The sequence below is a fragment of the Flavobacterium galactosi genome (assembly GCF_048158585.1).
Lineage (GTDB): Bacteria > Bacteroidota > Bacteroidia > Flavobacteriales > Flavobacteriaceae > Flavobacterium > Flavobacterium galactosi.
Window position 1 is genome coordinate 134,641 of sequence record NZ_JBLNKV010000003.1, and the last position, 26,189, is coordinate 160,829.

Annotated in this window: 23 protein-coding genes; 16 read left to right on the top strand and 7 right to left on the bottom strand. The window is 33.9% G+C overall.

The window, feature by feature from the left end:
• Positions 1-10 precede the first annotated feature (10 nt).
• Positions 11-559 (bottom strand): GNAT family N-acetyltransferase, encoded by a 549-nt coding sequence (locus ACM55M_RS07350; protein WP_416856920.1) that lies wholly within the window; start codon positions 557-559, stop codon positions 11-13.
• 22 nt (positions 560-581) lie between these two features.
• On the bottom strand, positions 582-1,364 hold the full coding sequence (gene dapF / locus ACM55M_RS07355; protein WP_416856921.1) for a diaminopimelate epimerase: 783 nt from the start codon (positions 1,362-1,364) through the stop codon (positions 582-584).
• 136 nt (positions 1,365-1,500) lie between these two features.
• Between dapF and ACM55M_RS07360 the strand changes: the two genes are divergently transcribed.
• Together ACM55M_RS07360 and ACM55M_RS07365 are read left to right on the top strand one after the other, a co-directional pair.
• On the top strand, positions 1,501-2,901 hold the full coding sequence (locus tag ACM55M_RS07360; protein ID WP_416856922.1) for a trypsin-like peptidase domain-containing protein: 1,401 nt from the start codon (positions 1,501-1,503) through the stop codon (positions 2,899-2,901).
• Positions 2,902-3,052: 151 nt separating this feature from the next.
• Positions 3,053-4,495: a glyceraldehyde-3-phosphate dehydrogenase gene (locus ACM55M_RS07365; RefSeq protein ID WP_416856923.1), complete on the top strand. Its 1,443-nt coding sequence runs from the start codon at positions 3,053-3,055 to the stop codon at positions 4,493-4,495.
• A gap of 314 nt (positions 4,496-4,809) precedes the next feature.
• Here the strand turns inward: ACM55M_RS07365 and ACM55M_RS07370 are convergent, their stop codons facing one another.
• The gene (locus ACM55M_RS07370) at positions 4,810-5,268 is read right to left on the bottom strand and encodes an Lrp/AsnC family transcriptional regulator (RefSeq protein ID WP_416856924.1); all 459 of its coding nucleotides are present in this window, start codon (positions 5,266-5,268) and stop codon (positions 4,810-4,812) included.
• A gap of 201 nt (positions 5,269-5,469) precedes the next feature.
• Between ACM55M_RS07370 and ald the strand changes: the two genes are divergently transcribed.
• Positions 5,470-6,594, top strand: coding sequence for an alanine dehydrogenase (gene ald / locus ACM55M_RS07375; RefSeq protein WP_416856925.1), 1,125 nt, complete (start codon positions 5,470-5,472; stop codon positions 6,592-6,594).
• Between the two features lie 217 nt (positions 6,595-6,811).
• On the opposite strand, the gene ACM55M_RS07380 is transcribed toward ald, so the two are convergent.
• Positions 6,812-8,221 (bottom strand): APC family permease, encoded by a 1,410-nt coding sequence (locus ACM55M_RS07380; RefSeq protein WP_416856926.1) that lies wholly within the window; start codon positions 8,219-8,221, stop codon positions 6,812-6,814.
• 313 nt (positions 8,222-8,534) lie between these two features.
• Here ACM55M_RS07380 and ACM55M_RS07385 point away from each other — a divergent pair, with 313 nt between their 5' ends.
• From ACM55M_RS07385 to ACM55M_RS07410, 6 genes are all read left to right on the top strand, one after another.
• Positions 8,535-9,578: a tyrosine-type recombinase/integrase gene (locus ACM55M_RS07385; protein ID WP_416856927.1), complete on the top strand. Its 1,044-nt coding sequence runs from the start codon at positions 8,535-8,537 to the stop codon at positions 9,576-9,578.
• 142 nt (positions 9,579-9,720) lie between these two features.
• Positions 9,721-10,218 carry a hypothetical protein gene (locus tag ACM55M_RS07390; protein WP_416856928.1) on the top strand — a complete coding sequence of 166 codons (498 nt, stop codon included), beginning with the start codon at positions 9,721-9,723 and terminating at the stop codon, positions 10,216-10,218.
• A 166-nt stretch (positions 10,219-10,384) separates the two neighbouring features.
• Entirely contained in the window at positions 10,385-10,990 is a 606-nt protein-coding gene (locus tag ACM55M_RS07395; RefSeq protein WP_416856929.1) for a hypothetical protein, read from the top strand.
• 221 nt (positions 10,991-11,211) lie between these two features.
• Positions 11,212-12,246, top strand: a complete 1,035-nt coding sequence (locus tag ACM55M_RS07400) for a helix-turn-helix domain-containing protein (protein ID WP_416856930.1) — start codon at positions 11,212-11,214, stop codon at positions 12,244-12,246.
• Between the two features lie 91 nt (positions 12,247-12,337).
• On the top strand, positions 12,338-14,761 hold the full coding sequence (locus ACM55M_RS07405) for a TonB-dependent receptor (RefSeq protein ID WP_416856931.1): 2,424 nt from the start codon (positions 12,338-12,340) through the stop codon (positions 14,759-14,761).
• Positions 14,762-14,966: 205 nt separating this feature from the next.
• Positions 14,967-15,914, top strand: a complete 948-nt coding sequence (locus ACM55M_RS07410; protein WP_416856932.1) for an alpha/beta hydrolase family protein — start codon at positions 14,967-14,969, stop codon at positions 15,912-15,914.
• Positions 15,915-16,166: 252 nt separating this feature from the next.
• On the opposite strand, the gene ACM55M_RS07415 is transcribed toward ACM55M_RS07410, so the two are convergent.
• Positions 16,167-16,631 carry a transposase gene (locus ACM55M_RS07415; RefSeq protein WP_416856933.1) on the bottom strand — a complete coding sequence of 155 codons (465 nt, stop codon included), beginning with the start codon at positions 16,629-16,631 and terminating at the stop codon, positions 16,167-16,169.
• Between the two features lie 124 nt (positions 16,632-16,755).
• On the opposite strand from ACM55M_RS07415, the gene ACM55M_RS07420 reads away from it, so the two are divergent.
• The 5 genes from ACM55M_RS07420 to ACM55M_RS07440 all read left to right on the top strand — a co-directional run bounded on the left by ACM55M_RS07420 (position 16,756) and on the right by ACM55M_RS07440 (position 21,500).
• Entirely contained in the window at positions 16,756-17,526 is a 771-nt protein-coding gene (locus ACM55M_RS07420; RefSeq protein ID WP_416856934.1) for a helix-turn-helix domain-containing protein, read from the top strand.
• Positions 17,527-17,604: 78 nt separating this feature from the next.
• Positions 17,605-18,231, top strand: a complete 627-nt coding sequence (locus ACM55M_RS07425) for an NAD(P)-dependent oxidoreductase (protein WP_416856935.1) — start codon at positions 17,605-17,607, stop codon at positions 18,229-18,231.
• A gap of 176 nt (positions 18,232-18,407) precedes the next feature.
• Positions 18,408-18,803 (top strand): VOC family protein, encoded by a 396-nt coding sequence (locus ACM55M_RS07430; RefSeq protein ID WP_416856936.1) that lies wholly within the window; start codon positions 18,408-18,410, stop codon positions 18,801-18,803.
• Positions 18,804-18,946: 143 nt separating this feature from the next.
• Entirely contained in the window at positions 18,947-20,407 is a 1,461-nt protein-coding gene (locus tag ACM55M_RS07435; RefSeq protein WP_416856937.1) for a sialate O-acetylesterase, read from the top strand.
• Between the two features lie 301 nt (positions 20,408-20,708).
• On the top strand, positions 20,709-21,500 hold the full coding sequence (locus ACM55M_RS07440; RefSeq protein WP_416856938.1) for a C1 family peptidase: 792 nt from the start codon (positions 20,709-20,711) through the stop codon (positions 21,498-21,500).
• A gap of 152 nt (positions 21,501-21,652) precedes the next feature.
• Here the strand turns inward: ACM55M_RS07440 and ACM55M_RS07445 are convergent, their stop codons facing one another.
• The gene (locus ACM55M_RS07445; RefSeq protein ID WP_416849124.1) at positions 21,653-21,880 is read right to left on the bottom strand and encodes a CDGSH iron-sulfur domain-containing protein; all 228 of its coding nucleotides are present in this window, start codon (positions 21,878-21,880) and stop codon (positions 21,653-21,655) included.
• Between the two features lie 404 nt (positions 21,881-22,284).
• Here ACM55M_RS07445 and ACM55M_RS07450 point away from each other — a divergent pair, with 404 nt between their 5' ends.
• Both ACM55M_RS07450 and ACM55M_RS07455 read left to right on the top strand, forming a co-directional pair.
• The gene (locus tag ACM55M_RS07450; RefSeq protein ID WP_416856939.1) at positions 22,285-23,337 is read left to right on the top strand and encodes a glycosyltransferase family 9 protein; all 1,053 of its coding nucleotides are present in this window, start codon (positions 22,285-22,287) and stop codon (positions 23,335-23,337) included.
• A 46-nt stretch (positions 23,338-23,383) separates the two neighbouring features.
• Positions 23,384-23,839: a VOC family protein gene (locus ACM55M_RS07455; RefSeq protein WP_416856940.1), complete on the top strand. Its 456-nt coding sequence runs from the start codon at positions 23,384-23,386 to the stop codon at positions 23,837-23,839.
• A 396-nt stretch (positions 23,840-24,235) separates the two neighbouring features.
• Here the strand turns inward: ACM55M_RS07455 and ACM55M_RS07460 are convergent, their stop codons facing one another.
• Positions 24,236-25,726 (bottom strand): LysM peptidoglycan-binding domain-containing protein, encoded by a 1,491-nt coding sequence (locus ACM55M_RS07460; RefSeq protein WP_416856941.1) that lies wholly within the window; start codon positions 25,724-25,726, stop codon positions 24,236-24,238.
• Positions 25,727-26,189 lie beyond the last annotated feature (463 nt).

A 26,189-nucleotide genomic window follows, 5' to 3' on the forward strand; every position in this document is an offset into this window, starting at 1 on the left:
TTTAAAATTGCTACGCCAGTTCGCTGACGCTCGTGTGATTTATTAATTGAAAAATAGCTTCGTCTTTATAAACGCCGTTAACTAAATTCCAATCTTTTTTTACTCCTATATTTTGGAAACCAAATTTAGTAAAAAGAGCGGTACTTGCTACATTTTCAGAGCCAATATTTGCATATAATTGATGCAGATTAAGATGATGAAAAGCATACCGAATTAATAGTCCTAATGCTTCTGAACCAATATTCTGTTTGCGATTTTCACTGCCTTGAATTACAATCCCAACTCCTGCCCGATTATTCTTTGGATCAAAATCAAATAAATCGATTAATCCCAAAGCCGGAAAATCCTGATCCTGACAAATGGCCAATCGCAATTGCTTGGCTTCATAAATATCCTGATGCGCATTTTCCAAATATTGTTTTACCAAAAACCGACTGTAAGGCGTATGCGTGTTGCTCACTTCCCAAATACTTTGGTCGTTTTCAATAGCGTAAACAAACTCCAAATCATTGGGTTCGAGCGCACGAATGTAGATGTTCTCACCTTTTAATGTTATCATTTAGGAGTAGGTTGGGTTTTAGTTATATCTCAATAGTTCCTTTAAAAACAAACTCAGCCGGTCCTTTCAGGAAAACATTGGTAAAATGCCCATCTTTTTCATCAAAAGACACCACTAATTTTCCTCCTTCAACGTTCAAATCTATCGAATTCGCTTTCGTTTCGCCCAATACATTCATCGCTATGGCAACTGCTGTAGCACCGGTTCCGCAAGCTAATGTTTCGTCTTCAACCCCTCTTTCGTATGTTCTTAATGAAAAGGTAGTCTCATCTATTTTTTTTACAAAATTGATATTACTTCCTTGTTTTCCATATAATTCACCATATCGAATACTCGCTCCGTTTTCTTTGACATTATAGTGCTCTAAATCTTCCACTAATTGTATGTGATGTGGAGAACCCGTATTCATAAAGACATATTCTGGAGTGATTTTCACGTCTTCGACATCTATCATTTGTAATGAAACTATTCCATTGTCAGCAACTGAGGCGTGATGTAACCCATCTGTTGCTATAAAAGTAGTATTATCATCAATAACGTTTAGCTTTTTGGCGAAAGCCACTAAACATCTCCCACCATTCCCACACATGGAGCTTTGGTTTCCATCTGAGTTGTAATAGACCATTTTGAAATCAGTATCCGGGTCATTTTCTAATAAAATAAGTCCGTCTCCACCTATCCCAAAACGTCTGTCGCATAAGCGGGCTATAAGTTGAATATTGTCTTTTGGAAAAATCTCCTGACGATTATCAATCATCACGAAATCATTTCCTGTTCCTTGGTATTTATAAAATTCTATTTGCATTTTATTTAAATTGAGATATACAAAAGTACGAACTAATAATGAAATGTTAATCATTGTTAAAGAGCGTTAAACTGTTTTATAAAAAAGAAATTTAACGCTATTTTTACTTTAAAATAATTTAAAAATAAATTCTAATATGAAACGATTTTCAACACTGTTTTTAACATCATTGCTGAGTGGAGCCGTAACATTAGGGGCTTACAAATTATTATTTGACAATGATGGGTATTTTTCGAATAACAAAAACTCAATTACAACCCTCGCTTCTGATGCCTATGGAAAACGCGTGGGATTATCTGCTGAGAATGTTGATTTTACCGAAGCAGCCGAAAAGACCATCCATACGGTAGTTCACGTAAAAAATGTATCGCGTAAAACGGTGAGCAACCCAATGCTTGAATATTTTTACGGCTACGGTGGACAGCAGCAGCAAGAACAAATAGGAACGGGTTCCGGTGTAATTATTTCTGAAGATGGTTATATCGTAACTAATAATCATGTGGTAAAAGATGCTTCGGAAATTGAAATCACCTTAAATAACAAAAAATCGTATAAAGCCAAACTTATTGGAACCGATTCTAAAATGGACATTGCTTTATTGAAAATCGATGCCGACGAAAAGTTACCGTATACTGCTTTCGCCAATTCTGATTCGGTGAAAATAGGCGAATGGGTTTTGGCAGTAGGAAATCCGTACAACTTAACCTCAACGGTAACCGCAGGAATTGTTTCGGCAAAAGCCAGAGATTTGGGCACTAGTGGTATTCAGTCTTTCATACAAACAGATGCAGCGGTAAATCCAGGAAATAGTGGTGGCGCATTGGTAAATACCCGCGGGGAATTAATTGGTATCAACACGATGATTTCATCCATGACGGGTTCTTATGTTGGTTATTCTTTTGCAGTTCCGTCAAATATTGCCCGAAAAATAATTGAAGACATTATGGAATTCGGTAATGTGCAAAGAGGAATTCTTGGAGTTGAAGGTGGCGAATTAAATGGAACTGCTTCGAAAGAATTAGGAATTTCCCAAACACAAGGATTTTATATCAAAAACGTGACTAAAAATTCCGGTGCCGAAAAATCCGGACTTGAAAAAGGAGATATTATCGTAAAATTAGATGACCAAAATGTGGCTACTTATGCCGATCTTTCTGGGTATATCAATACTAAAAGACCTAATGATAAAGTTCAGGTAACCATTCTCAGAGACGGGAAAAATAGAATTGTTCCGGTAATTTTGAGTAAAAATGAATTTTTTACTACGGAATTCAAAGGTCTGGAATTGGAGAACTTGGATGCTTCTGATAAAAAGAAATTCAATCTGAATTATGGTATTAAAATTAGATCTGTTACCAATGAAAACCTGAAACAATATGAGGAAGAACTCAAAGGAAATATTATTCTGAGTATTGATAATATAAAAGCAACAGATATAGAAACAGTCTCTAAACTTTTAGATAAAAAGGACGAAAGTCAAAGTATCCGAATTGAGATGATTAATAAAAACGGAGAAACTATAAAAATTATAATCTAATACTTATAATCTCAAAATGAAAGCCACCTTGTAAAACCGAGGCGGCTTTTTTATTTTAAAAATAAATGATAAAATAGGTTACGAAATCGATTGAAATGGGTAATTTTGCGCAAAATTTAAAAAATCATTAATTTAATTTACAAATTTTCACATGAGCATTACATACGAAAAAGAAGTTTCTTTTCAAGCCGACAGAAGACGTGCAGGAGTAGAATTGATCAAAATCATCAGTGATTTATGGTATGACAAATCAATTGAAATGGTTTTGTTCAGAAATCAATTAATTGACAAAAACGTTAGCGAAATCATCAACTTGCATGAATATGCAGGTGAATTCGTGGGAAAACCAATTTCTGTGTTTGATTCAGTAGAAATTGCCAGAGCTGTTTTGGAATTGGATTTACCGCCTTCAAAACTGGACATTGGTAAACTTACGTATGAGTATCGTTTAGAAGAGGATAAATATCCTGACACCAGACATTTTGTACTAGACAAATTAAAAGACGCCAAAAAATCTGAGGAAATTCAGCCTAAAGATGTGGTGTTGTATGGTTTTGGTAGAATTGGAAGATTACTGGCTCGTGAGTTACTTTCGAAAACAGGAAAAGGAAACCAATTGCGATTGAGAGCCATTGTAACCCGGGATAAAAACGATGCAACTTCCCTGGAAAAAAGAGCTTCCTTATTGCGTTATGATTCTATTCATGGCGATTTTCAAGGCTCAGTTGTTGCTGACACCAAAAATAATGCGTTGATTATTAACGGCACAACCGTTCATGTAATATCCGCAAATACACCCGAAGAAATTGACTATACCCTTTACGGAATCAATAATGCTTTGGTCATTGATAATACTGGCGCATTCACAAATCATGAAGCTTTGAGCAGACATTTAGTTTCAAAAGGGACCGATAAAGTCCTACTTACCGCTCCGGGAAAAGGAATCCCAAATATTGTTCATGGCGTAAACCAAAATGAATACAATCCCGATGAAATAAACATTTTTTCGGCTGCATCCTGCACTACGAATGCGATAACTCCAATCTTGAAAGCTGTTGAAGATACTTTAGGTGTTGTAAAAGGACACTTAGAAACTATTCATGCGTACACTAACGACCAGAATTTAGTTGATAATATGCATCGAAAATACCGTCGTGGCAGAGCTGCCGCTTTGAATATGGTCATTACCGAAACGGGCGCAGGAAGCGCTGTCGCAAAAGCATTACCATCGCTTGAAGGAAAACTGACTTCTAATGCGATCAGAGTGCCAGTTCCCAATGGTTCCTTGGTAATTCTAAATCTTGAAGTGAGCAGAGTAACCTCCCTTAAGGAAATTAATGCCATCATGAAAAAATACGCTTTAGAAGGCGAACTGGTAGAACAAATAAAATATTCGTTGAACAACGAATTAGTTTCTTCGGATATTGTAGGGACTTCGGCACCTTCGATTTATGACAGCAATGCTACAATTGTTTCTAATGATGGAAAAAATATCGTCTTATACATTTGGTATGATAACGAATATGGGTACAGCCACCAAGTCATCCGATTGGCGAAATATATTGCTAAAGTGAGACGTTTCACGTATTACTAGCCTTTAGATTACAGGTTGTACGTTGCCGTTTTTTAGTTTTAGTTTTTTAGTTTTTTTTTATATAAAGCAACCCAACCTGAATTAAATAGAAAATCCGTTCTGATTTTATCGGGACGGTTTTTTTTAATTTAATAAATTAAGAACACTATTTTAGTTCAATACGATTATCCCTAATCCAGACTAAAATTATTTCCGCCACGAATTACATAAATTTCACTACTATTAAACTTTTTAAATCAGTGGAAATCCGTTTAATCCGTGTCATCTGTGTTCCATTTTTTTAGCTTTTTGGAACACTTCAACAAACCTATATTTTAAATCGGTAAAACGGTCGTACTCTTCACTTCCGAAATAATAAAAAAGCTGTTAATCAAAGAAACCTCCGGTAAAACGGATAATTTTTTCTGATGAAAATGATGGTAACTTTCCATATCCGCCAATACAATTTTCAACATATAATCAAAACTTCCCGAAACAAAATTACATTCCACCACTTCGGGTAAATTCAGTATCGCTTGATTGAATCCTTCTGAGATATCATAAGTCTGTTTCACGAGTGTCACCTGGCAATATACCGTCAGGTTTTTACCCAGTTTCTTTTTATTCAAAATCGAAACATACTTCTCAATAATCCCTTCCTTTTCCAAACGCTTTACCCTGTCATGGACCGGTGTCAGCGAAAGATTGATTTGGTTGGCAATATCTTTCAGGGTTAGATGCGCATCTTCCTGAAGAAGTCGTAAGATTTTTTTGTCAGTTTCGTCCAGTATCATAATTTGTCAATTCTTTTTTTAGGTACAACAGCAGTTTTTTTTTCTTTTTAGAAATATAAAAAAACTTATATTCAGAAATATTTTAGGCTAAATTACTAAATAAAATAAATATTTCCTTAACTTATTGCCATATAGCAATAATATTTTCTTTATATAGTATGTTTGTAATGCAATTTTACCCCAACATTTAAACTCATCACTATGATAATCGGAATTCCTAAAGAAATCAAAAACAACGAAAATCGTGTTGCACTTACACCTGCAGGTGTTGCCGAATTCAAAAAACAGGGTCATATCGTTTATGTACAAGCAAGTGCTGGTGAAAATAGTGGTTTTAGCGATAAAGCATATGCTGAAGCTGGAGCGGAATTATTGCCAACAATTGAAGACGTTTACAGCATTGCTGAAATGATAATCAAAGTAAAAGAGCCTATCGCTTCTGAATATCCTTTGATCAAAAAAGACCAATTATTATTTACCTATTTTCATTTCGCCTCCTCTGAACCATTGACTCATGCTATGATTGAGCGTGGCGCAGTATGTTTGGCCTACGAAACTGTTGAAAAAGCAGACCGTAGCTTGCCTTTATTGGTACCCATGTCAGAAGTGGCGGGTCGTATGTCAATTCAGGAAGGTGCTAAATATTTAGAAAAACCATTGAAAGGAAAAGGAATCCTTTTGGGTGGTGTTCCGGGAGTTCCTCCTGCTAAAGTATTAGTTTTAGGTGGTGGAATCGTAGGAACACAAGCTGCAAAAATGGCAGCAGGTTTTGGTGCACAAGTAACCATTATGGATGTAAGCTTAGCGCGTTTGCGTTATTTATCTGATGTGATGCCAGCTAATGTAACCACAATTATCTCCAATCATTACAATATCCGTGAAGCTATTACAACTGCCGATCTAGTTATTGGAGCCGTTTTAATTCCAGGAGCCAAAGCACCGCACTTAATCACTCGTGACATGCTGAAATTAATGAGCCCGGGAACGGTAGTAGTTGATGTCGCAGTTGATCAAGGAGGTTGTATTGAAACCTGTACACCTACCACACACGAAAACCCAACTTTTATCATAGACGATATCGTACATTACTGCGTGGCTAACATGCCAGGTGCAGTCCCTTATACTTCAACATTGGCGCTTACAAATGCTACTTTACCTTACGCGTTGCAATTAGCAAACAAAGGGTGGCAAAAAGCGTGCGCCGAAAATGAAGAATTGAAAAAAGGATTGAACATTGCCAACGGGAAAATCCTTTACAAGGGAGTTGCCGAAGCTTGGAATCTCCCTTTTCATGAAGAGTTAGTGTTAGAAAACGCAGTTAACTAACATTAAACAAGTGCTTACTACACTAGAAAAACCCGTCTTGGTCTCAAGGCGGGTTTTCTGTTTCTATCGTATAAATTAAAGTATTTTGGGCGTCACCCTGCGTAAAAACTTCGGGTCGGGAAATAAAATAAAATATTGTGAAATAATCCCTCATGCAAACCATAAATCAGATTCCAATATTTAGTATCAATACAATCTGAAAACTAAATGCTGCAAACTACTCTTTCGGTTTCGTCATATAATACACCGGTATTCCTGTCAACATAATCAACACACCCCAACCACAAGTAGAAAATTTAGTCAGTAACAAAGAAATACACACCGCCGAAGCAATAACTATGTATAAAAATGGCAGAAAAGGATATCCAAAAGCTTTGTAAGGTCGTTCCACATCTGGCATTTTCTTGCGAAGAATAAAAATTCCGTAAATAGTCAAGATGTAAAAAATCAATACAATGATAATTACAAAATCCAGCAAATCACCATATTTCCCAGTCAAACACAAAACCGAGGCCCAAACACATTGTATCCATAAGGCCCAAGCCGGAACGCTTGCATCATTAAGCACGGCTGCTTTCTTAAAAAACAAACCATCCTTTGCCATAGTATAATAGACTCTGGCTCCTGCCATAATCAATCCGTTGTTGCAAGCAAAAGTCGAAATCATAATCATCACCGCAATGATAATCGTTCCCATGTCACCAAAAGTATATTGTGAGGCCACAACCGCTACCCTGTCTGATTTTGCAGTAGCAATTTCGTCCAAAGGAATTACAGCGAGGTACATCAAATTTGTAAGAACATAAATAATCGTAACGATGAAAGTTCCCAAGAACAAACTCAAACCTACATTTCGTTTTGGATTTTTAATTTCACCCGCTATAAAAGTAACTCCCACCCACGCATCACTGGAAAACAAAGAACCCACCATCGCTGCCGAAATCCCGGTTAGCAAAGCCGTTCCGCCTATTGGCATCCAAGAACCACTTTGGGTATTGAAGGCTCGGGAACTAAAAGCATTTGTCCAATTGGCATTCCAAATTTCTGCTTTGGCAGCAAGAATAAACCCAAAAACTATTAATCCAAACAATGACAAGATTTTAATAACCGTCAAAACCGTTTGCATGATTTTGCTGTTCTTCACCCCGCGACTGTTGATGTAGGTCAGCAAAATAATCGTGATTATAGAAACAATTTGGGCTGCGTTGAGCTTGAAAGAACCTATTTCATACAGAATATTTTCGTCACTTAATGGCGGAACCAGATATGCCGCAAATTTTGAAAACCCAACGCCTACCGCGGCGATAGTTCCCGTTTGGATCACCGCAAAGAAACTCCAACCGTAGAGAAAGGCAATCAACTTATTGTATGCTTCCTTAAGATACACATATTGACCACCAGCTTTTGGAAACATAGCGCTCAATTCACCATAACTTATAGCTGCAATCATGGTAATTAATCCCGAAATCAACCAAATCAAAATCAACCAACCTGCTGATCCCACTTGTCGGGCAATATCAGCACTTACAATAAATATCCCCGAACCTATCATAGAACCCACCACAAGCATGGTTCCGTCAAGTAATCCGAGTTCTCTTTTAAAATCTTCTGGTTTTTGGTCTTCCATATTTTTTGGTTTTGGGGTTTTGATTTTAGTTGGCTAAAGATATACTTTTTTTGGAAATTTAAGAAAATAGCCGAAGAGATGATAAATAAATTAGATGATTGAGAAAGAAAACTATTTATTTGGGCGTGCCCCTCCGTAAAAACTCCGGGTCGTGCTGTACGCTGTATCTTTATTTTCTTAAAGAAAGAAAATAAAGGATGCCGCTTCCATCACTCACGCAAAACAACCCCTTCAATACCACAAGAACCATTACTATAATAAAATAGTCTTTGTTAAAATAATCAGTATCTTTCCATCACAAAATCAACGCTATATGACTTGGACAGCAAAACCCATAAAACACAAAGGAGAAAACAGAATTGCCGTTTATTTTGATAAAAACACCGAATTAATCGCTCGTATCAAACACGTTGAAGGAGCCAGATGGAGTCAGCAAAATACCGCTTGGCATATTCCCGATACAACTGAAAACAGAGAACGATTTAAAATAGAACCCCTTACAAATTCTCTCCCTTCATCTGAGGGAATTGCTAATATAGAAAAATTCAAGCAATGGCTTCGTTCTAAACGCTATAGTGAAAGCACCCTTACCACCTATAGCGAAGCCTTGAAATCATTTTTGGTTTTTTACCGAGAAAAACCCATTGCTGACATTACCAACGAGGATGTGATTATCTACAATAACGAATTTATATTGAAGAACAATTTGTCAGCATCTTACCAAAACCAGATTGTCAATGCATTGAAATTGTTTTTTAGAACCTTACAAAATAAAATGATGGTAGTAGATACCATTCACCGACCAAAACGAGCCAAACTATTACCAAATGTGTTAAGTAAAGAGGAAGTAAAATTGATATTAAATGCCCACAGCAATATCAAACATAAAATGATGCTTTCGTTGATTTATAGTTGTGGTTTACGTTGTGGCGAATTATTGGCACTTCAGCCCATTCATATAGATTCTATAAGAAATATTGTACTACTTAAAAACGCCAAAGGAAAAAAAGACAGAATAGTCCCATTGAGTCCAAAAATTTTAGAAATGCTACGTGATTACTACAAAGTATATAAACCAAAAACTTATTTATTTGAAGGGCAAACTATTGGATTACAATATGACGCCCGAAGTTTACAACTAATATTGAAACAAGCGTTACAAAAATCGGGAATTACAAAGCCAGCCACTTTGCACTGGCTTAGACACAGTTACGCCACTCATTTATTAGAAAACGGAACCGATTTGAGATATATTCAAGAATTATTGGGACACAGTAGTAGTAAAACCACCGAAATATACACCCACGTGAGTACAAAAAGTATCCAGCAAATAAAAAGTCCTTTTGATGATTTGTAAGAAAATTTCAATATATTTGAGGAGACATAAAGCGAAACAAACCTTCGCCAATCTACCCATATTTGTGTGTATATACGAAGGTTTGTTTCGCCTATATACTAGTTAGCGGTAATACCTCGCAGAACCTAAAAAAAAGACGAAAATGAAGAAAATAATTTTACTCATAACTTTATTTCTATTTAGTTGCTCAAAAAAAGAAAAGATAGATTCGAACTTAAAAAAAGCCAAAATTGAAAATAAAGAATTGTCAACAAATTTTAGAGAAATTATTATTAAATATCAAAATACTTATCCCGTTAAAAATCCAAGAAAAAATAATATTTATATTTATGGAGCATCATTTTATATAGAGGGAAAAGATACTATTTTCACTATAACTCGTTCTGGAGCGGGGATTTTTAAAAATGACAAATATTTATTCGGAATTTATAGTGATGCAGAACTAAAAAACTTTATTGTGTCTGACAATTCAAAATTAAGCATAAACCAAGTCAAAATATACAAAAATGTAATTCCTGAAAGTTTAATATGGAAGTCTGAATCATTTCCTGAAAGTATAACTCCGGTCTCAAAATATAAAATTGTTAACAAAGTTCCTAAATTCATTAAAACAGATACTATTTGGAATCATTGGGACTAAAGGTACTACCGCTAACAGCCGTTTGGCGAGATTAGGGTTTTAGGCTGAATTTAAAGATGGTTTTGTATTTGGAAAATTTGTGTTTAACCGAAAAATCTCGCATCTTTATTCCCCAACCTCGCCAAGCGCCAGAACGTTATAGGTAACCTTAAGCAAAATCAAGACAATGATGAAATATTTTTACATAAGTGTGTTTTCTCTTTTGGTTTCTTGTAAAAACACAAATATGCAGACTAACGATAACAAAAGTTCTAATAACAATTTAAATTCTGTAAGCAACAAATTAAATAAACTTGGAGTAAGCTTGGATTATCAATTTGCAGTTGGCAATGCAGATAAAATTCTTAAGGCAACTAAAAAACAAGATTATGATTATTTGAGTAAAATCGAAACAGAAGGTAACTTAGCTGATTTTAGTTTGCATATTGGATTGAATGATATTGATATACTTGTGCTTTGTGCTTCAATCATTGAAAACAAGAAAGACATTGGATTTCAAGACAATTTTAATTTTACAAAGATATATGTTGACGAGCCAGAATATGGAGCTATTCAACTAACTCCTGAATTCATAGCCTTTTTTTCAACTATTGATGAATCGGACGTGGAGCAAATTTCAAAAAATTGGTTTACTGAAATGTCAAAAACATATCCATCAGAAGAAATTAAGGTTACTGAAGATGCAAAAGAAGCAATTCGTAAATTAATACATATTTCAAAGCAGGCAAAATTATATAATTATGATATGGTTTTCCTTTGGACATCATCATAAAAAGGCTACCTATAACACACGCTACAAGCAATTTGGGTTTTAGGCTTAATTTGAAATTGGTTTTGTATTTGGAAGATTTGGTAAATCCGAAGAATGGGCTTAATTTAATCCCAAACCCGCTGTAGTCCCAGAACGTTACCTGCAAGCGTTCCGAGCGACACGAAAAGCAGAAAAAACAACAAAAATTGTACTACATTTGCCCAAAAAACTTAAATAAAACAATGCTCCAAACAATTCAAATCATTGCTTTAATACAAGGAATTTTTGTTCTTATTATTTTGTTTACAAATCGAAAAGATTACAAAAAGACTACTTTTTGGTTGCTCTTTGGAGGTTTAATCTCTGTTTTGCTTTACATCTTGGGTGATGACAAAAACAATCTGTTTGTTAAAGATACAGATTGGTTTCTTTTTGATAACACCTTATTTGTAACCTTTCTTTTTTTGTTTTTCAAGTATTACAAAAACGAAAGGAAAAAATTTATAAAATCCAATTATCTATTTTTTCTTCCCAACATTTTTTATTTAATTCTTGAAGTACTTGAAATAAAATTACCCAAAGAAAACTTGAATATTGAAATTCTTGAAGTACTTATGGAAATAACTTTTGTGATTTATCTAGGCTTAATCTTATATTCCGTTTTTACAGATAAAAGAAGAATTTGGACCACTTATTTTGTTATTCCAATTGTTATTTTATTAGTGTTTTCTTGTATAAATGATGTTCTTAAAATAATAGGATTAGAAGAATTGTCTTTTTTCAGTAATCAAAACTTTAACTCCTATCTTTTATTAATTGTCGCATTTTTATTCTATTTTATTTCTTTTAAATTATTAAGCAAAGGGAAAGATATTTTGCCGAAAAACGAAATAAGCAAATACAAAAATTCTAAACTAAACACAAAACTGATTGAACAATATAAGTCTGATTTAATTAATTCAATGGAAATGGATAAATTATACTTAAATGGGAAATTATCCATTCAAGATGTTTCAAACGAACTCAATATCCCAAAACAGTATATTTCGGAAGTTTTAAATGAACATATGAAAATAAATTTCCAAGATTTCATCAATGAATACAGAGTAGAAGAATTTATAAAACGCCTAAAAAACGACCAAAATAATCAATTTACACTTTTAGGAATTGCCACAGAGGTAGGTTTTAATTCTAAATCTTCTTTTAATGCTATATTCAAGAAATACAAAGGTTTAACACCAACTCAATTCAAAAAAAATCTTGCACAAAACAACTAATTTATACAAAAAAATTATTCTGCACTTGTCTTTTGTTATTTACTCGTTGTTACTCACGTTCTTTGCAGTATAATTTACAAATTGATCAAAAATGTCTCTACAAAAAGCATCAAAAAAAATACTGTATTTTTTGATTTTACAACTTTCATTCTTCTCAATATCAAACGCACAAACTAGCGTAACCATTTCGGGTATTATTAAAGACAAAAACAGCAAAGCTGTTTTGCCTTTTGTAAACGTAGTTTTGAAAACTGAAAAAGACAGCTCTTTTGTAAGTGGGACAGTTACCAACGAAGAAGGGCGATTTTCATTATCAAAAGTAAAGTCAGGCGATTACCTTTTAGAGGTTTCTTTTATCGGCTACAAAACAACAAAACAATCGCTGTTCGTGGGTAATCTAACAGAATATCTTGACATTAAAAACATTGAGATAGATGAAGAATCAACATCTTTGCAAGAAGTTGTTGTAACAGGAAAAACAGCCGAGATAAGTGAGAAAATGGATAAAAAAACATTTTCTTTGAAAGACAATATCAGTCAAAGTGGTGGTTCGGTATTACAAGCAATGCAAAATTTACCAAGTGTTACAGTACAAGACGGAAAAGTACAATTGCGAGGAAACGATAAAGTAACAGTGTTAATTGACGGTAAACAAACAGCATTGACAGGTTTTGGAAACCAAACAGGCTTAGATAATATTCCTGCATCTGCCATTGAAAAAATTGAAATTATTAACAATCCTTCTGCCAAATATGATGCAAATGGAAATGCAGGAATTATCAATATTATTTACAAAAAAAACAAAAAAGATGGTTTTAATGGAAAGTTTGGTTTTACAACAGGTGTTGGTTCACTTTGGGTACGAAAAGAAAATTTACCAACCATAAGACCACAATATACTTTTACGCCAAAAATCAACCCAAGCGTTTCACTCAATTATAGAAAAAACAAAGTCAATGTCTTTTTTCAAGGCGATTATTTATATACTGAAACGCTCAACAAAAATGAATTTGTAATAAGAAATTACGACAATGGCGTAGTCATAAATTCACAATTAAAACGCAACAGAAACACGCATTTTACGACATTGAAAAGTGGTTTTGATTATGCAATTAACGACGAAAATTCTTTGACTATTTCCGGACTTTTTGGAAGTGAAAAAATAATTGACAGAGGCGACCAACCCTTTTTTAATAGCGATTTTTCACAACGAAACAGACTTTGGCAGTTTTTAGAAGATGAATTAAAAACAACCATAATGGCAACTGCCAGCTATCAACACAAATTTAAAGAAGCAGGACATTTGCTAAATATTGGTTTAAATTACACTTTTCACAGAGAAGACGAAAAATATTTTTACGACAATTATTTGCCAACTTCCACAGGAACCGATGCGTTTAAATTATTGTCAGACGAACAAGTTTATGATTTTAATTTTGACTACATAAAACCACTTAAATACGGACGAATTGAAACAGGAATAAAACTTCGCAACAGAAATATACCGACAAATATGCAATTTATACCAGGTGTGAATTCTGTATTAGACACCAATGCAGGCGGTTGGGCAACTTACAAAGAATTAATTCCTGCCGTTTATGGAAACTACATTTTTGAAAACAAAAAATGGGAAGCCGAATTAGGATTACGAATTGAGTATGTAAAAATTCAATATGAAGTTAATCCTAACCATATAGTATATCAAAGTGATGGTTATAATTATACCCAACCGTTTCCAAATTTACGTTGGGCATACAAAATTAACGACAACAATAAAGTTTCCGTTTTCTACAACCGAAGAGTTGACCGACCAAACGAAGTTGATATTCGTATTTTTCCAAAATATGATGACGCAGAAATTATAAAAGTGGGGAATCCTGCATTGCGACCACAATTTACCAATTCGATAGAATTGGGATATAAAAAAAGTTGGGAAAAAGGAAGTTTATACAAGGCTATTTATCACCGATTTGCTGATGGTACAATTACAAGGATTTCAAGTACTGTTCCACCAAGTAATTTAATTTATGCAACATTTCAAAACGTAAATAAAAGTTACAACACAGGAATTGAAATGGTTTTAGCACAAGAAATTTCTAAATTGTACTCATTCAATATTAATCTAAACGCATACAGAAATCAAATTGATGCATTTACAGTTGAAAACAAATATCCAACTACACATACTTTTTCAGCAGACAAACAAGAAATATATTCTGGAAACATAAAATTGAACAATACGTTTCATTTTCCTAAAAACATAGATGTACAATTAACAACAATTTATTTAGCACCCGATATAATTCCACAAGGAAAAATTAAATCAAGGTTTTCATTAGACCTTGGGCTAAAAAAAGCAATTCAAAAAGGGAAAGGCGAACTCTTTTTTAACGCTACAGATTTACTAAACACAATGATAATCAAAAAAGAAATCAACGGACAAGGTTTTAACTATACAAGTAATGACTATTACGAAACACAAGTAATAAGGCTTGGATATAGTTATAAATTTTAACGGAAAGTGTAGTACGGAAAATACGCCAGCAGGTAACAGCCGTTTGGCAAGATTGGGGTTTTAGGCTGAATTTAAAGATGGTTTTGTACTTGAAAAGTTTAGTAATAATCCGAAAATAAATCTTAATTTAGTCCCAAACCCGCTGTAGTACCAGAACGTTGTAGGCAATGCGCCAAAAAAAGCCTAAAAATTATAGATTAAATATATGATAAAAAAAAATATCGTGATTGAACTTAAAGCAGAAAAAAAACTAAAGAATCTCTCTTTTTTTTTCAGAATATTCTTTTTATTGTTGCTTTTCTTGATGACACTAAATCAAGTAAAAGCTCAATCATTAGACTCTATAAAAATAGAGAATGTAACATTTAAAAGTGAAGGAGTAACTCTTGCTGGCTCAATTTTAAATCCTAAAAAGCCATTTGCAGCAGTTGTAATTATTCATGGGTCTGACCCTGTAAAAAGGGAAATGGAGTTCGCTGAACGTCTTGCCAAAGAAGGCATAGCTGTATTAACATATGATAAACGCGGAGTTGGAGAATCTGGTGGAGTTTATGCTGGTCCAGAAGTTGGGACAAATAACATTGATTCAGTTAATTTAACTCTATTAGCAAAAGATGCAAGTGCTGCCGTGAACAAACTTCATCAACTGTATAAAAATATACCTATAGGTCTTGTTGGTTTCAGTCAAGCAGGATGGATAATCCCAATTGCTGCAAGTAAAAATCCGTTAATAGAATTTATGGTTTTATTTAGTTGCCCAACAATTACAACTTTGGAACAACTTAGATTTCAGTTTTATACCAATGGGAATAATAATTTTTGGGAAAATCACACAGAAGCAGAAGCACGTGAACATATCAATAATGATTCTGACAGGTATCAATTTACAGCTACTGACCCAAAGATTTCCTTGAATACTCTTTCTATTCCAGGACTTTGGCTTTTTGGTGAGAAAGATATCCAAATTCCAGTAAAGTTGTGTATAGAGCAATTAAATACATTTAAAGTTCAAGGCAAACCTTTCGAATATACCTTGTTTTCAACATTAGGACACAATACAGCTTCTGGCAATATTACAGCACCTGTTGATATTTCAATTCAATGGATAAAAAAGAAAGCTTTGAACATCAAGAAGTCTAAAGCATCAAAATAAAGCACTGCCTACAACAGCTACAACGGATTTGAGCAATTGGCTTAATGGGAAAATGGTTTTGTATTTGGGAAATTAGGCAAATCCGAATAATGGGCTTAATTTAGTCCCATACTGCTTGTAGCGCGAGAACGTCAGGCTGTGAAAAAACCTCTTTTTTTTCTAAAAACCTCCAAATTTCATGATACTGCAATTCAAATCAAGCCTTATAACGAAGTCTTTTTTTCAGGCTGCTATTTAATTGAATAAAAATTGTTAGCATTTAGCTTTAAACAAATCTTTTTTTATTAAAAGCAAGGCTTTTGCCTTGTAGGGCGAGTTCCATTTTTGGAGTTTGGCAATCAAATCCGGAACGCCGAGTATATTGATACTGCGTTTGATGTTATACACAAGCATAATCAGGCTGTGTTCTCCATTTACTTTTTCCAATCCCGTTAAGTAGAGCCATTGTATTTCAATGTTTCTAAAACATTCGTTTTCTAATTTACAACTACTTCTTAAACCATTGTGATAACCGTATAAATAGATCTTAAGAAATACTTGGCTGGTATAACTCGGACGACCTTTTTTTTTGAGTGTTTGAACTGAGAAACCAAGTTTTATCAAATCTATATATTCAACAAAAGCGTCTATAAACCGAACTTGATTGTCTAGACTTATTGCGTCTACTAAACTTGAAAAACGCATTTGTTGGCGGGAAATTCCGGTGATGTGTTGCATTCTTAAAAATAAGAATAATCTTCTTTTTATACAAGTATTTTGCTATATTTGGTTGTAGTACAACAGAAGTTTTTTCACAGACTGACGTTAGCGGTAATTCCACAAACCCTCACAATAAGAGCAAATGAACTTTAAAAACATCCTTCCTGATAAATCTATTTCGCTTTTTGTGAAAAATATTTGGGTGTTTGAAAATAAGGACAAAAACATAAAAACCTGTTTACCTTTTTTTGCAGATGGTTTCCCCGGATTAATGTTTCAGCAAACCGATAACGGATTAATCGTAAAGCCACACAACAAAATAATGCCAGAAATTTTTCTTTACGGTCAAACAATCAAACCCATTGAACTGGAAATTTCGGGAACATACCTCATCCTCATTTTCCAATTGTATCCTTTTGTTTTAAGAACATTTTTCAATATCGCTCCGCAAAGTATAAACGATAATTGCTACTATTTGGAAGACACCGTAGACAATATTGCTCATCTTAACCAGCAATTGGTATCGTGCAAAACCGTAAAAGATAAAATTGAAATCATCTCAAAGTTGCTTTTATTGTATTTTGAAAAGAAAAGGCAAAATCTTGATTTTGAAATACGACAAGGCATAGAAAGCATTATCCACACAAAAGGTCAGGAAAGCATTCGTGCGGTTGCCGAAAAATCAAATCTCAATATACGCACTTTTGAACGTAGATTTTTGAATGAAACGGGACTTTCAGCCAAACAATTTGCTAAAATCATCCAGTTTCAGGCTTCACTGGAACAACTGACCATAAAAGATTACACCAAACTCACCGATATTGTATATCAAAACGGTTTCTCAGATCAATCTCACTTCATCAAAGTATTCAAGGCTTTTACAGGCAAAACACCAAAAACTTTTAATAAATAAAAGAACTGTCGTTTTTATTCTATTTTACACGGTTTATCCGTCGCAATTTTGCCTCATCAATTTTAAAAATAGAATAAAATGAAAGTAATAATTTTTGGTGCAACAGGAACAGTTGGCGTTGAAATCGTAAAACAAGCATTAAATAAAGGCTATGATGTTACAGCCTTTGTTCGCAATCCTGAAAAAATACAGAACCTCAATCATGTCAATCTTACTATTTGCAAAGCTGATGTTTTGAATGTAAGCGAAGTAGAAAATGCGCTGCAAAATCAAGATGCAGTTTTGTGTGTTTTAGGTGACGGAAAAGCCGGAAAAATAAGAGCCTCGGGAACAAAAAACATCATTGATGCAATGAATAAAAAAGGGATTAAAAGGTTGATTTGTCAAACCACACTCGGTATGGGCGAAAGTTATGGAAACCTCAATTTTATTTGGAAACACATTATGTTTGGAATGTTGCTCAAAAAAGCATTTCAAGACCATCAATTACAAGAAAAACACATCTTGAATAGCAATTTGGATTATACAATCGTAAGACCAAGTGCATTAACTGATGGCGAAATTACCAATCAATACAAAATTGGTTTTGAAGGAACATACAAAAAACTCAACCTTAAAATAGCACGGACTGCTGTTGCAGGCTTTATGTTATGCCAACTGAAAACCAACGAATATTTGAAAAAAGCAGTAAGCATATCTAATTAAAAAAAAATGAAATTCGAAGATCCCGCTCTTTACGCGCCTGCGAAAATACACGAAACCTTAGCGGTAAGTTTTCTGACAACCGCATAATAAACGTAATTGAATATAGCTTTTTGCATATAAAAAGCATTAAATCCATACCTTAGTTTTCGCAAATAGACATCTAAAAATTTAACCTTATGGAACCTAAAATGATATGGGCGAATCTTGTCTCAAATGACTTAGACAGGACAACCAAATTCTACACAGAATTAGATTTTAAAACAAATGGCAATCGTACGGAAGAGTTGTCGAGTTTCTTTTTTGGTAATGATAAATTTATTATTCATTTCTTTGCGAAAACAAGATTTGAAAGCTTTGCGAACAGTGAGGCTGCAAATCTTGTAAAACAAAACGAGGTGATTTTTTCTCTTTCTGCACAAAGTAAAGAAGAAGTTGACCAATGGTTCCTAAAAGTCAAGAAAGCGGGCGGAAAAATTTATGCTGAACCGCAGAAATTCGACAAGGGATACACTTTTGGATTTGCAGATCCAGACGGTCACAAATTCAATGTCTTATATTGGCCGGGAATGTAATTCATCCTGCCGCAATCCCTTTCACCAAATTGACAACATCAGTTCTGAACAACTTCTTCAAAATACCGACAATCAGAAAACTGAATAATCTTTATCCACGGGCTGAGCTTTAATCATCCCGTGCTTTTTTAAATTATAAAAATATGTGTTCCAAAAAATTGATTTTCTTATCTTTAACTGTTTTACTTTTAGTTACTTTCAACCTTTTTAGTCAAGTTACACTCCCGAAAATTCTGGGACATAACATGGTTTTACAACAACTGAAAGAAGTACCTGTGTGGGGAACTGCCAGTCCAGGCGAAAAAATAGCGGTTGCTTTTGCTGGACAAAGCAAAACAACGGTTGCCGACAGCTCTGGAAAATGGTCAGTGAAACTCAGCCCGATGAAAGCATCATTTACACCACGCCAAATGACTATTAAAGGAACAAATACAATCCTACTAAAAAATATATTGGTCGGGGAAGTCTGGCTTTGTTCAGGCCAATCGAACATGGAATATGCTATGCGAAAATATAGTAAATTCCAATCAGCAGTGAAGGGAAACAGACCTCCTGAGGATGATTTAAACACAGCAAATAATCCCAATATCCGCATTTTTCTCGACCGTCGAAAATACATGGATCCAAGTCCGGAACATCTCGGTTGGGACTCGGCAATTGGGCGGCCATTGGTTGATTTTTCGGCTGTTGGTTATTATTTTGCGAAAGACTTATATGCCAAATTACATGTGCCTATCGGAATGATTGCTGCAGCAGTGCCTGGTAGCCGGATTGAACCTTGGATTCAGGCTTCTAAAATGGAAATAGCTCCTAAAATGAAAAACGGAAAAACGCTAGACAAACTAAGTGCGGATGGTGGCGATCCCGGTAAATTTTATGACAGCATGATACAACCGCTAATTCCTTTTAAATTGAAAGGAATTCTATGGTATCAGGGAGAATCAAATTGTTTTCTGAACGAAAATATCCGTTATGCTTATAAGTTAAAAACACTAATAGAAAGTTGGCGTACCGATTGGAAAGATAAAAAATTACCTTTTTATTTTGTTCAAATAGCGCCCTACAATTATTCTGCTGCCAAAGATGTTCGTCAACATACTACTGAAAATCTTCCCGAATTTTGGGAAGCACAGGCGCTCGCATTGCATTTAAAGAATACAAGCATGGTTGCGATTACCGATTTAGTCGACAGCATTGCTGATTTACATCCTGGATACAAATGGGAAGTTGGTCGCCGTTTAAGTCTAGTTGCCGCAAATAAAGCATATGGACAAAAAAATGTCGTTTGTTCCGGACCTGCATATCAAAAAATAAAAATAGTACACCATACCATTGAAATCACTTTTTCAAATGTAGGAAGTGGTTTAGCAAGCCGTGATAAAAGACCTCTTACCTGGTTTAGTATAGCAGGTGTGGACGGGAAATTTGTACCGGCAAAAGCGGAAATAGAGGGCTATAAAATAATCGTTTCTGCTCCCGAAGTTCCACATCCCCTTTCGGTGCGTTTTGGTTGGAACGAGGCTGCTCAATCCAATTTTATCAGCAAAGAAGGACTTCCTGCCATTCCTTTCAGAAGTGATAATCCGTGGGATAAACTTTTTTAATAAAACAATTTCATCAAACCAAAATAGAAGTTATATACTTCTTTTTCAAATAGATAAATCTTTAAAGATTTGAAAAAAATAGGAAGTTTTTAATTTTTTGTAATAAAACACTATCTTTTAATGAATTATGAAGACTCGCTCGAATGTCTTATAATTTCTCATTTTTTAATAATCGACCAATCGAAAAGTAGATTATTTACAAGTACTTTAACAATGTATCCACACATTTGCTAAAATCAACCTTAACATCTATCTTGTGTCCGAATATACGTATAATTTCTAAACACTAAAACCAAAATTTATGCCAGCAGGAGGTAGAGTAACAGGTAGAATACTAAATTGTGTTCCCTCTTTTGATAAAGAAAACGATTGGACACTCGATAAGGCAATCGTTGAAGGACTAGTAATAACTGACTTTCCAGAGACTTTTGATTTGCGTGAAGACTGGTGGGAAATTGGGGACCAACTCGAAACATCCGCATGTGTGGGTTGGGCATCTACACATGGACTACTTAGATGGCATCTTGTTAAAGAAAACCGGATCAGTAAGGAAGATCAACTGTCATCATGGCTGACATGGATGGCTGCTAAAGAAACTGACCAAGATGATACTACAACATCTCAAGATATTAATTCCGGGGTATGCTTGAAAGCTGCACTGGACATATTACGAAAATATGGTGCTGTTCACGAAAAAGACCTTCCGCTAGATACAGACCTATTCAGTACGAAATTCAAAACAACAGAATTCACTGATTTGGCCGCGCAGATGAGGATTAAAGGCTACTACAGGGTAATCAATAACGATGACTGCAATGTGGATTATCTACGCATGTGGATTTCAAGTCAAGGTCCTGTACTTGCTTTGGTAGACACTGATAGTCAATGGGCTATAACCTCAGAACACAAGTTTGAAGTATATGATATGGAAAGTATGCATGGTGGTCACGCCGTAGCCATTGTGGGGTATACTGAAGATTATTTTATCGTTCGCAACAGCTGGGGTACCGATTTTTGCGACAATGGTTATGTTTATTGTTCAAACGAATATGTAACCAAGGCTTTTTGCGAGGCATACGGGATATTACTCTAAGAATAAACAGAACCAAAAAAATAAAGCCACATGAATTGTGCGGCTTTATTTTTTTCAGGAATACTTCAATGTTCCGTCTTAAAATAACGATACACGAAGCAATCTATACTAGATTATTCTATTTTTATCCAATAAAAGAAAAACGGTATTCTTTAATTCGTTTTCATTGGCGGCAAGTCAAATGCTTCTGCTTCATGTTCAAAATTATTGCGGTGTGAACCATCACAAAAAGGTTTATTGGATGATAATCCACAACGACAAAGACCCAATGCGGTTCTTCCTTCCAGTCCATAAACTTTACCTTCGAAGTCCATTATTTCGAAATCACCCTCTATTTTTATAGATCCATTGCGATTAATTATTAGTTTCGTCTTACTCATAGCGCTGTTTAATTTTTTAGAGTTCAAAGATTGCAAAAATATATCCTGACAGCTCAGCAATAGCGATTTTTTTATGATGCAAAAGGCTAATTTACATTAATTCTATATAATATAAAAAGTGAATTATGAATTAATAGCAGTCAACTGAACCAAGTAAAATCTGATACCAGATCAATTACAACCACACTTCCCCTCTTTAGGAAGGGGACTTTACACAAGTATAAATTCTAGTTCTCTTTTTATTTTATGGGATAAGCCGAATGATTTCCATCTATATTGTACATTTGTCAAGTACGTAGTACATTTCTGGGCTGTGTTTAATTATTTCATATTTTGTTTCATGAATATTCACAACCTTTTTAATTTTAACTGAAAAGAATTCAATACCCTATAACATTAAAAGCATGAGTGTCTTAAAAAAAGTAAATGAATATAGAAGGATAATAACACACAACCTGACTAAAAACATTGGCAGTTCACAAAAGAATCAAAAAATTGATTTAACTCAAAAAATCGAAATTAAAAGAGTTTTAATTTCAAGGCCAAATCATAGATTAGGAAACCTTTTGTTGATTACGCCGCTAGTGCAAGAAGTTATCTTCACTTTTCCAGAGTGTAAAATTGATCTATTTGTAAAAGGAGGGCTAGCTCCTATTGTTTTTCAAAATTATGAAAACATCAATTACATTATAGAACTCCCTAAAAAGCCTTTTAAAAATTTAATAGCTTATTTTCAAGTTTGGATAAAAATCAAAAAACAACACTATGATATTGTTATAAATGTAGATAAAGGTTCTTCATCAGGAAGATTGTCTGCGCAATTTGCTAATGCAAAATATAAGTTTTTTGGCGAAGTTGATGAAAACATTCAATTAAAATATAGCGATTATGAGCATATTGCAAAATATCCGGTGTATGAATTTAGAAGTTTTTTAACCAAATTAGGATTTGAGAATAACGAGAATCCCGTTCCATCATTAGACATTAAGCTAAGTTCTTCAGAAATTGCTGAAGGTCAAAAAATAGTGAAAGAAATAGTAAAAAACGATATAAAGACAATAGCTGTTTTTACCTATGCCACTGACGATAAATGCTATTCAGAATCCTGGTGGGAAGAATTTTATGACCGTTTAAAGAAGGAATACCCCAATTACAATATTATGGAAGTGTTACCTGTTGAAAATATTTCACAAATTGGATTTAAAGCACCTACCTTTTATAGTAAAGACGTTCGTGAAATTGGGTCAGTAATTGCAAATACCGTAATTTTTATTGGTGCCGATAGCGGTATTATGCATTTGGCCAGTGCTTCACTAACCACAACTGTTGGTTTGTTCTCACGTCCTAATATAAACATGTATGCGCCTTACAACAATAATAGTGTGGCGATAAACACCAATAACAGTAATACGGATGATTGTATTAAAATCATCAATCGTATTCTTACTGCAAACTGATTTAGTACTACCCTTTTTCCTTATCAAAAACCAAAATTAAATAGCTATGAAAAAAACACTCTTTTTACTTCTTTCATTTGTATTCACTGTATCAATTTGGGCGCAGGACAAAAACTCATTTTCTTTAACTATGGATCATACTGCGCTATCAGTAAAAGATTTGGATCGTTCGGTTGATTTTTACACAAACGTTTTGAAACTTAAAGAAATTACTAACTTAACAAGAAAAGAAGGCATCCGTTGGATTTCTTTAGGAGATGGAAAAGAATTGCATTTGGTTTCTACTATTAAAGATCCCGTTACAATAAATAGAGCGGTACATCTTGCTTTTAAAGCCGTCAACTTTGATGGACTGGTAAAAGTATTGGAAAACCTAAAGATCACTTATTCTGACTGGCCAGGAACGATTCATAAAATTAACGTTCGTGCTGACGGTATTAAACAGATTTATTTTCAGGATCCAGATGGCTATTGGATTGAAGTAAACAGCGTTGAAAAATAGATTACCACTTTTAAAAGCTACAGCTTCATCCTTATATCCCAAATTTAGACAAGAGAACTGCAAACTTTTCACTACTCTTAGCAAAAAAAACAATAAACCACATCTAATCAGATGTGTGAAAAATGATACTTTTCTTCTAAATTGTGTACTATTTTCTTTGCGTATCTTTTGCAACTTTGTAGTATCGATTTCAGTTCTCTTTTGAACTAAATAATAAAGCGAATAAAAAGACCCGGAAATAAAAAAACTCAAAACAATAATGAGAAGTTAACCCTTGTCTTTTTTGGAAGGTATAAAAAGTTTAAAGATGAAATCACATTTGATAAAACAAAAAACTCCCCAGTTTCCTGAAGAGTTTCCATTATATGTAAGAGTAGTATATTTTCTAAAATTTGATTATTGTAAAACGCGATTGATTTGGGTTAATTTTTTTTCATAATATTTCTCTTTAACAGATGAAATTACAACACCTCCACCTACAGAGGCATGAATGAATTTTATATCACCATCGCAAACTTCAACAACCATTCCAACATGATTAATACGGCTTCTTCCATTAGTTTTAAAGAAAATTAAATCTCCTTTTTGGGCATCTTCTGGATTGACAACAACTCCTAAACGGGATTGTTCTAAAGAAGTTCTTGGCAATTTGATATCAAAAGCTTCAAATGTGTTACACATTAAACCCGAACAATCAAAGCCTGATTTTGAAGTTCCACCTGACTGGTATCTAGTCCCGATATTAGATGAAGCGGTTTCAATCAATTCATCTAAAAAATTAGGATTCGAAGCCGGTTTTAAAAAACTTTTGAATTCCCAATTATTGTTTTCAATATTTTTGTATTTCTCGTTATCATTACCAATATTAGTAAATTCATGTGTTGTATTTTCAGTATCCGAAACTGCTACACTTTCATTAGTTACATTAGCGGATCGAATGTTTAATTTATACCCAACACGCAGCTTATTTTTAATTTCAGGATTTTGCTTTTCCAGTTCCTGAACCGTAATTCCGTATTGTTTTGCAATACCGTACTTGGTTTCTTTTGGTAACACTTCCCGAACAATATTTTCATTTGAAGTATTTAAACTTTCAGTTGGATTTGTAACCATTACCAATGCTGCCTTTGAGAAATCATTTATTGGTTGAATAATAGCAGCCGGTTCTTGTATGGATTGTATTTTATTTTCTTGAGGTGCAACTGCAATTTCAGTTTTTAGTGATACGTTTGCAGGAATATTAATTTTTTGCCCCACTTTAAGTGATTTAACTCCTAATGTTGGATTGGCTTTATCGAATTCCTTGATTGTGATTCCGTATTTTTTTGTAATGGAATACTTTGTTTCTTTTGGCAAAACTTCTATAATAGTTTGTTCGCCAATAGTACTTTCGGTTTCAGCAATTTGAGGTTCAATTACTACAGGTACTTTTTGTGAAGACTTTTTTACTTGGGGAACAACTGCGATTTCGGTTGAAGTTGCATTACCGGGAATTGTAATTTTTTGACTTATTCTTAATCCTGAAGTTTCTAATGTAGGATTGGCTTCGTTTAATTCTTTTACTGTAATTCCGTATTGTCTTGCGATTCCGTAAAGTGTTTCTTTGGCAAGTACTTCGTGTTCTTTCCCGAAATAATTTGTTGCAATCTTAGATTTGGTATTGGTATTTTTTGGTGCAGTAACAGGAATTAATAATACTGAATTGAGTTTTAATAGATTCTTGGCTTTTGGATTTAGTTTATAGATTTCACTTTGTTTTACATCATATTTCTCTGCAATACTCGAAATGGTTTCTCCTTTTACGATGGTATGTTTCTTGGTGCTTTCCTGAGAAAAAAGTACAATACTATTCAATAAAAACAATGTTACAACTAATCTTAAACTCATATTCATTTATTTCAAATTACTTACCCCATTTTTATTCTCCTTAGCAATTTCGGGATATAATTATTAAATCTCGCTAGGGTTTGTTCCAACTATCTTTATTTTTAAAAATAAAAAATGGCATCTCTTTTCAAAAAAGAGGGCAATAATATTTTATTTTAAAATCTAGTTGGTTTTTTTGTTCGAATTGCAAAAGCAACTTAAACTGTAACGCAGTACAATCCTAATGTATTGTTGCGCTGAAAATAAATATTTTAATGAAGAGATGATTTGTATTTACAATCAAAAAAACTTCGCTGAAAAATTTATCTACAAAAAAGCTAATTTAAGTTATAAAATTCAAAAAACAACATTTTTTTTTGAATTTAACGTGTAAAATAAAGAAAACGCCTATTTTTCAGCATTTTTAAGGGCTTTTAAGAATGAAAAATTACATTTTATTTAAACTGACACTATTCACTTCTTT

Excerpts from the sequence above, each read along its gene's own strand:
- ACM55M_RS07430 (WP_416856936.1), top strand. The coding sequence starts at position 18,408 with ATGGAACCTAAAATGATATGGGCGAATCTTGTCTCAAATGACTTAGAC.
- ACM55M_RS07460 (WP_416856941.1), bottom strand. The coding sequence starts at position 25,726 with ATGAGTTTAAGATTAGTTGTAACATTGTTTTTATTGAATAGTATTGTA.
- dapF (WP_416856921.1), bottom strand. The coding sequence starts at position 1,364 with ATGCAAATAGAATTTTATAAATACCAAGGAACAGGAAATGATTTCGTG.
- ACM55M_RS07385 (WP_416856927.1), top strand. The coding sequence starts at position 8,535 with ATGACTTGGACAGCAAAACCCATAAAACACAAAGGAGAAAACAGAATT.
- ACM55M_RS07455 (WP_416856940.1), top strand. The coding sequence starts at position 23,384 with ATGAAAAAAACACTCTTTTTACTTCTTTCATTTGTATTCACTGTATCA.
- ald (WP_416856925.1), top strand. The coding sequence starts at position 5,470 with ATGATAATCGGAATTCCTAAAGAAATCAAAAACAACGAAAATCGTGTT.
- ACM55M_RS07440 (WP_416856938.1), top strand. The coding sequence starts at position 20,709 with ATGCCAGCAGGAGGTAGAGTAACAGGTAGAATACTAAATTGTGTTCCC.
- ACM55M_RS07400 (WP_416856930.1), top strand. The coding sequence starts at position 11,212 with ATGCTCCAAACAATTCAAATCATTGCTTTAATACAAGGAATTTTTGTT.
- ACM55M_RS07425 (WP_416856935.1), top strand. The coding sequence starts at position 17,605 with ATGAAAGTAATAATTTTTGGTGCAACAGGAACAGTTGGCGTTGAAATC.
- ACM55M_RS07390 (WP_416856928.1), top strand. The coding sequence starts at position 9,721 with ATGAAGAAAATAATTTTACTCATAACTTTATTTCTATTTAGTTGCTCA.
- ACM55M_RS07435 (WP_416856937.1), top strand. The coding sequence starts at position 18,947 with ATGTGTTCCAAAAAATTGATTTTCTTATCTTTAACTGTTTTACTTTTA.
- ACM55M_RS07410 (WP_416856932.1), top strand. The coding sequence starts at position 14,967 with ATGATAAAAAAAAATATCGTGATTGAACTTAAAGCAGAAAAAAAACTA.
- ACM55M_RS07370 (WP_416856924.1), bottom strand. The coding sequence starts at position 5,268 with ATGATACTGGACGAAACTGACAAAAAAATCTTACGACTTCTTCAGGAA.
- ACM55M_RS07420 (WP_416856934.1), top strand. The coding sequence starts at position 16,756 with ATGAACTTTAAAAACATCCTTCCTGATAAATCTATTTCGCTTTTTGTG.
- ACM55M_RS07365 (WP_416856923.1), top strand. The coding sequence starts at position 3,053 with ATGAGCATTACATACGAAAAAGAAGTTTCTTTTCAAGCCGACAGAAGA.
- ACM55M_RS07380 (WP_416856926.1), bottom strand. The coding sequence starts at position 8,221 with ATGGAAGACCAAAAACCAGAAGATTTTAAAAGAGAACTCGGATTACTT.
- ACM55M_RS07415 (WP_416856933.1), bottom strand. The coding sequence starts at position 16,631 with ATGCAACACATCACCGGAATTTCCCGCCAACAAATGCGTTTTTCAAGT.
- ACM55M_RS07450 (WP_416856939.1), top strand. The coding sequence starts at position 22,285 with ATGAGTGTCTTAAAAAAAGTAAATGAATATAGAAGGATAATAACACAC.
- ACM55M_RS07395 (WP_416856929.1), top strand. The coding sequence starts at position 10,385 with ATGATGAAATATTTTTACATAAGTGTGTTTTCTCTTTTGGTTTCTTGT.
- ACM55M_RS07360 (WP_416856922.1), top strand. The coding sequence starts at position 1,501 with ATGAAACGATTTTCAACACTGTTTTTAACATCATTGCTGAGTGGAGCC.
- ACM55M_RS07445 (WP_416849124.1), bottom strand. The coding sequence starts at position 21,880 with ATGAGTAAGACGAAACTAATAATTAATCGCAATGGATCTATAAAAATA.
- ACM55M_RS07405 (WP_416856931.1), top strand. The coding sequence starts at position 12,338 with ATGTCTCTACAAAAAGCATCAAAAAAAATACTGTATTTTTTGATTTTA.
- ACM55M_RS07350 (WP_416856920.1), bottom strand. The coding sequence starts at position 559 with ATGATAACATTAAAAGGTGAGAACATCTACATTCGTGCGCTCGAACCC.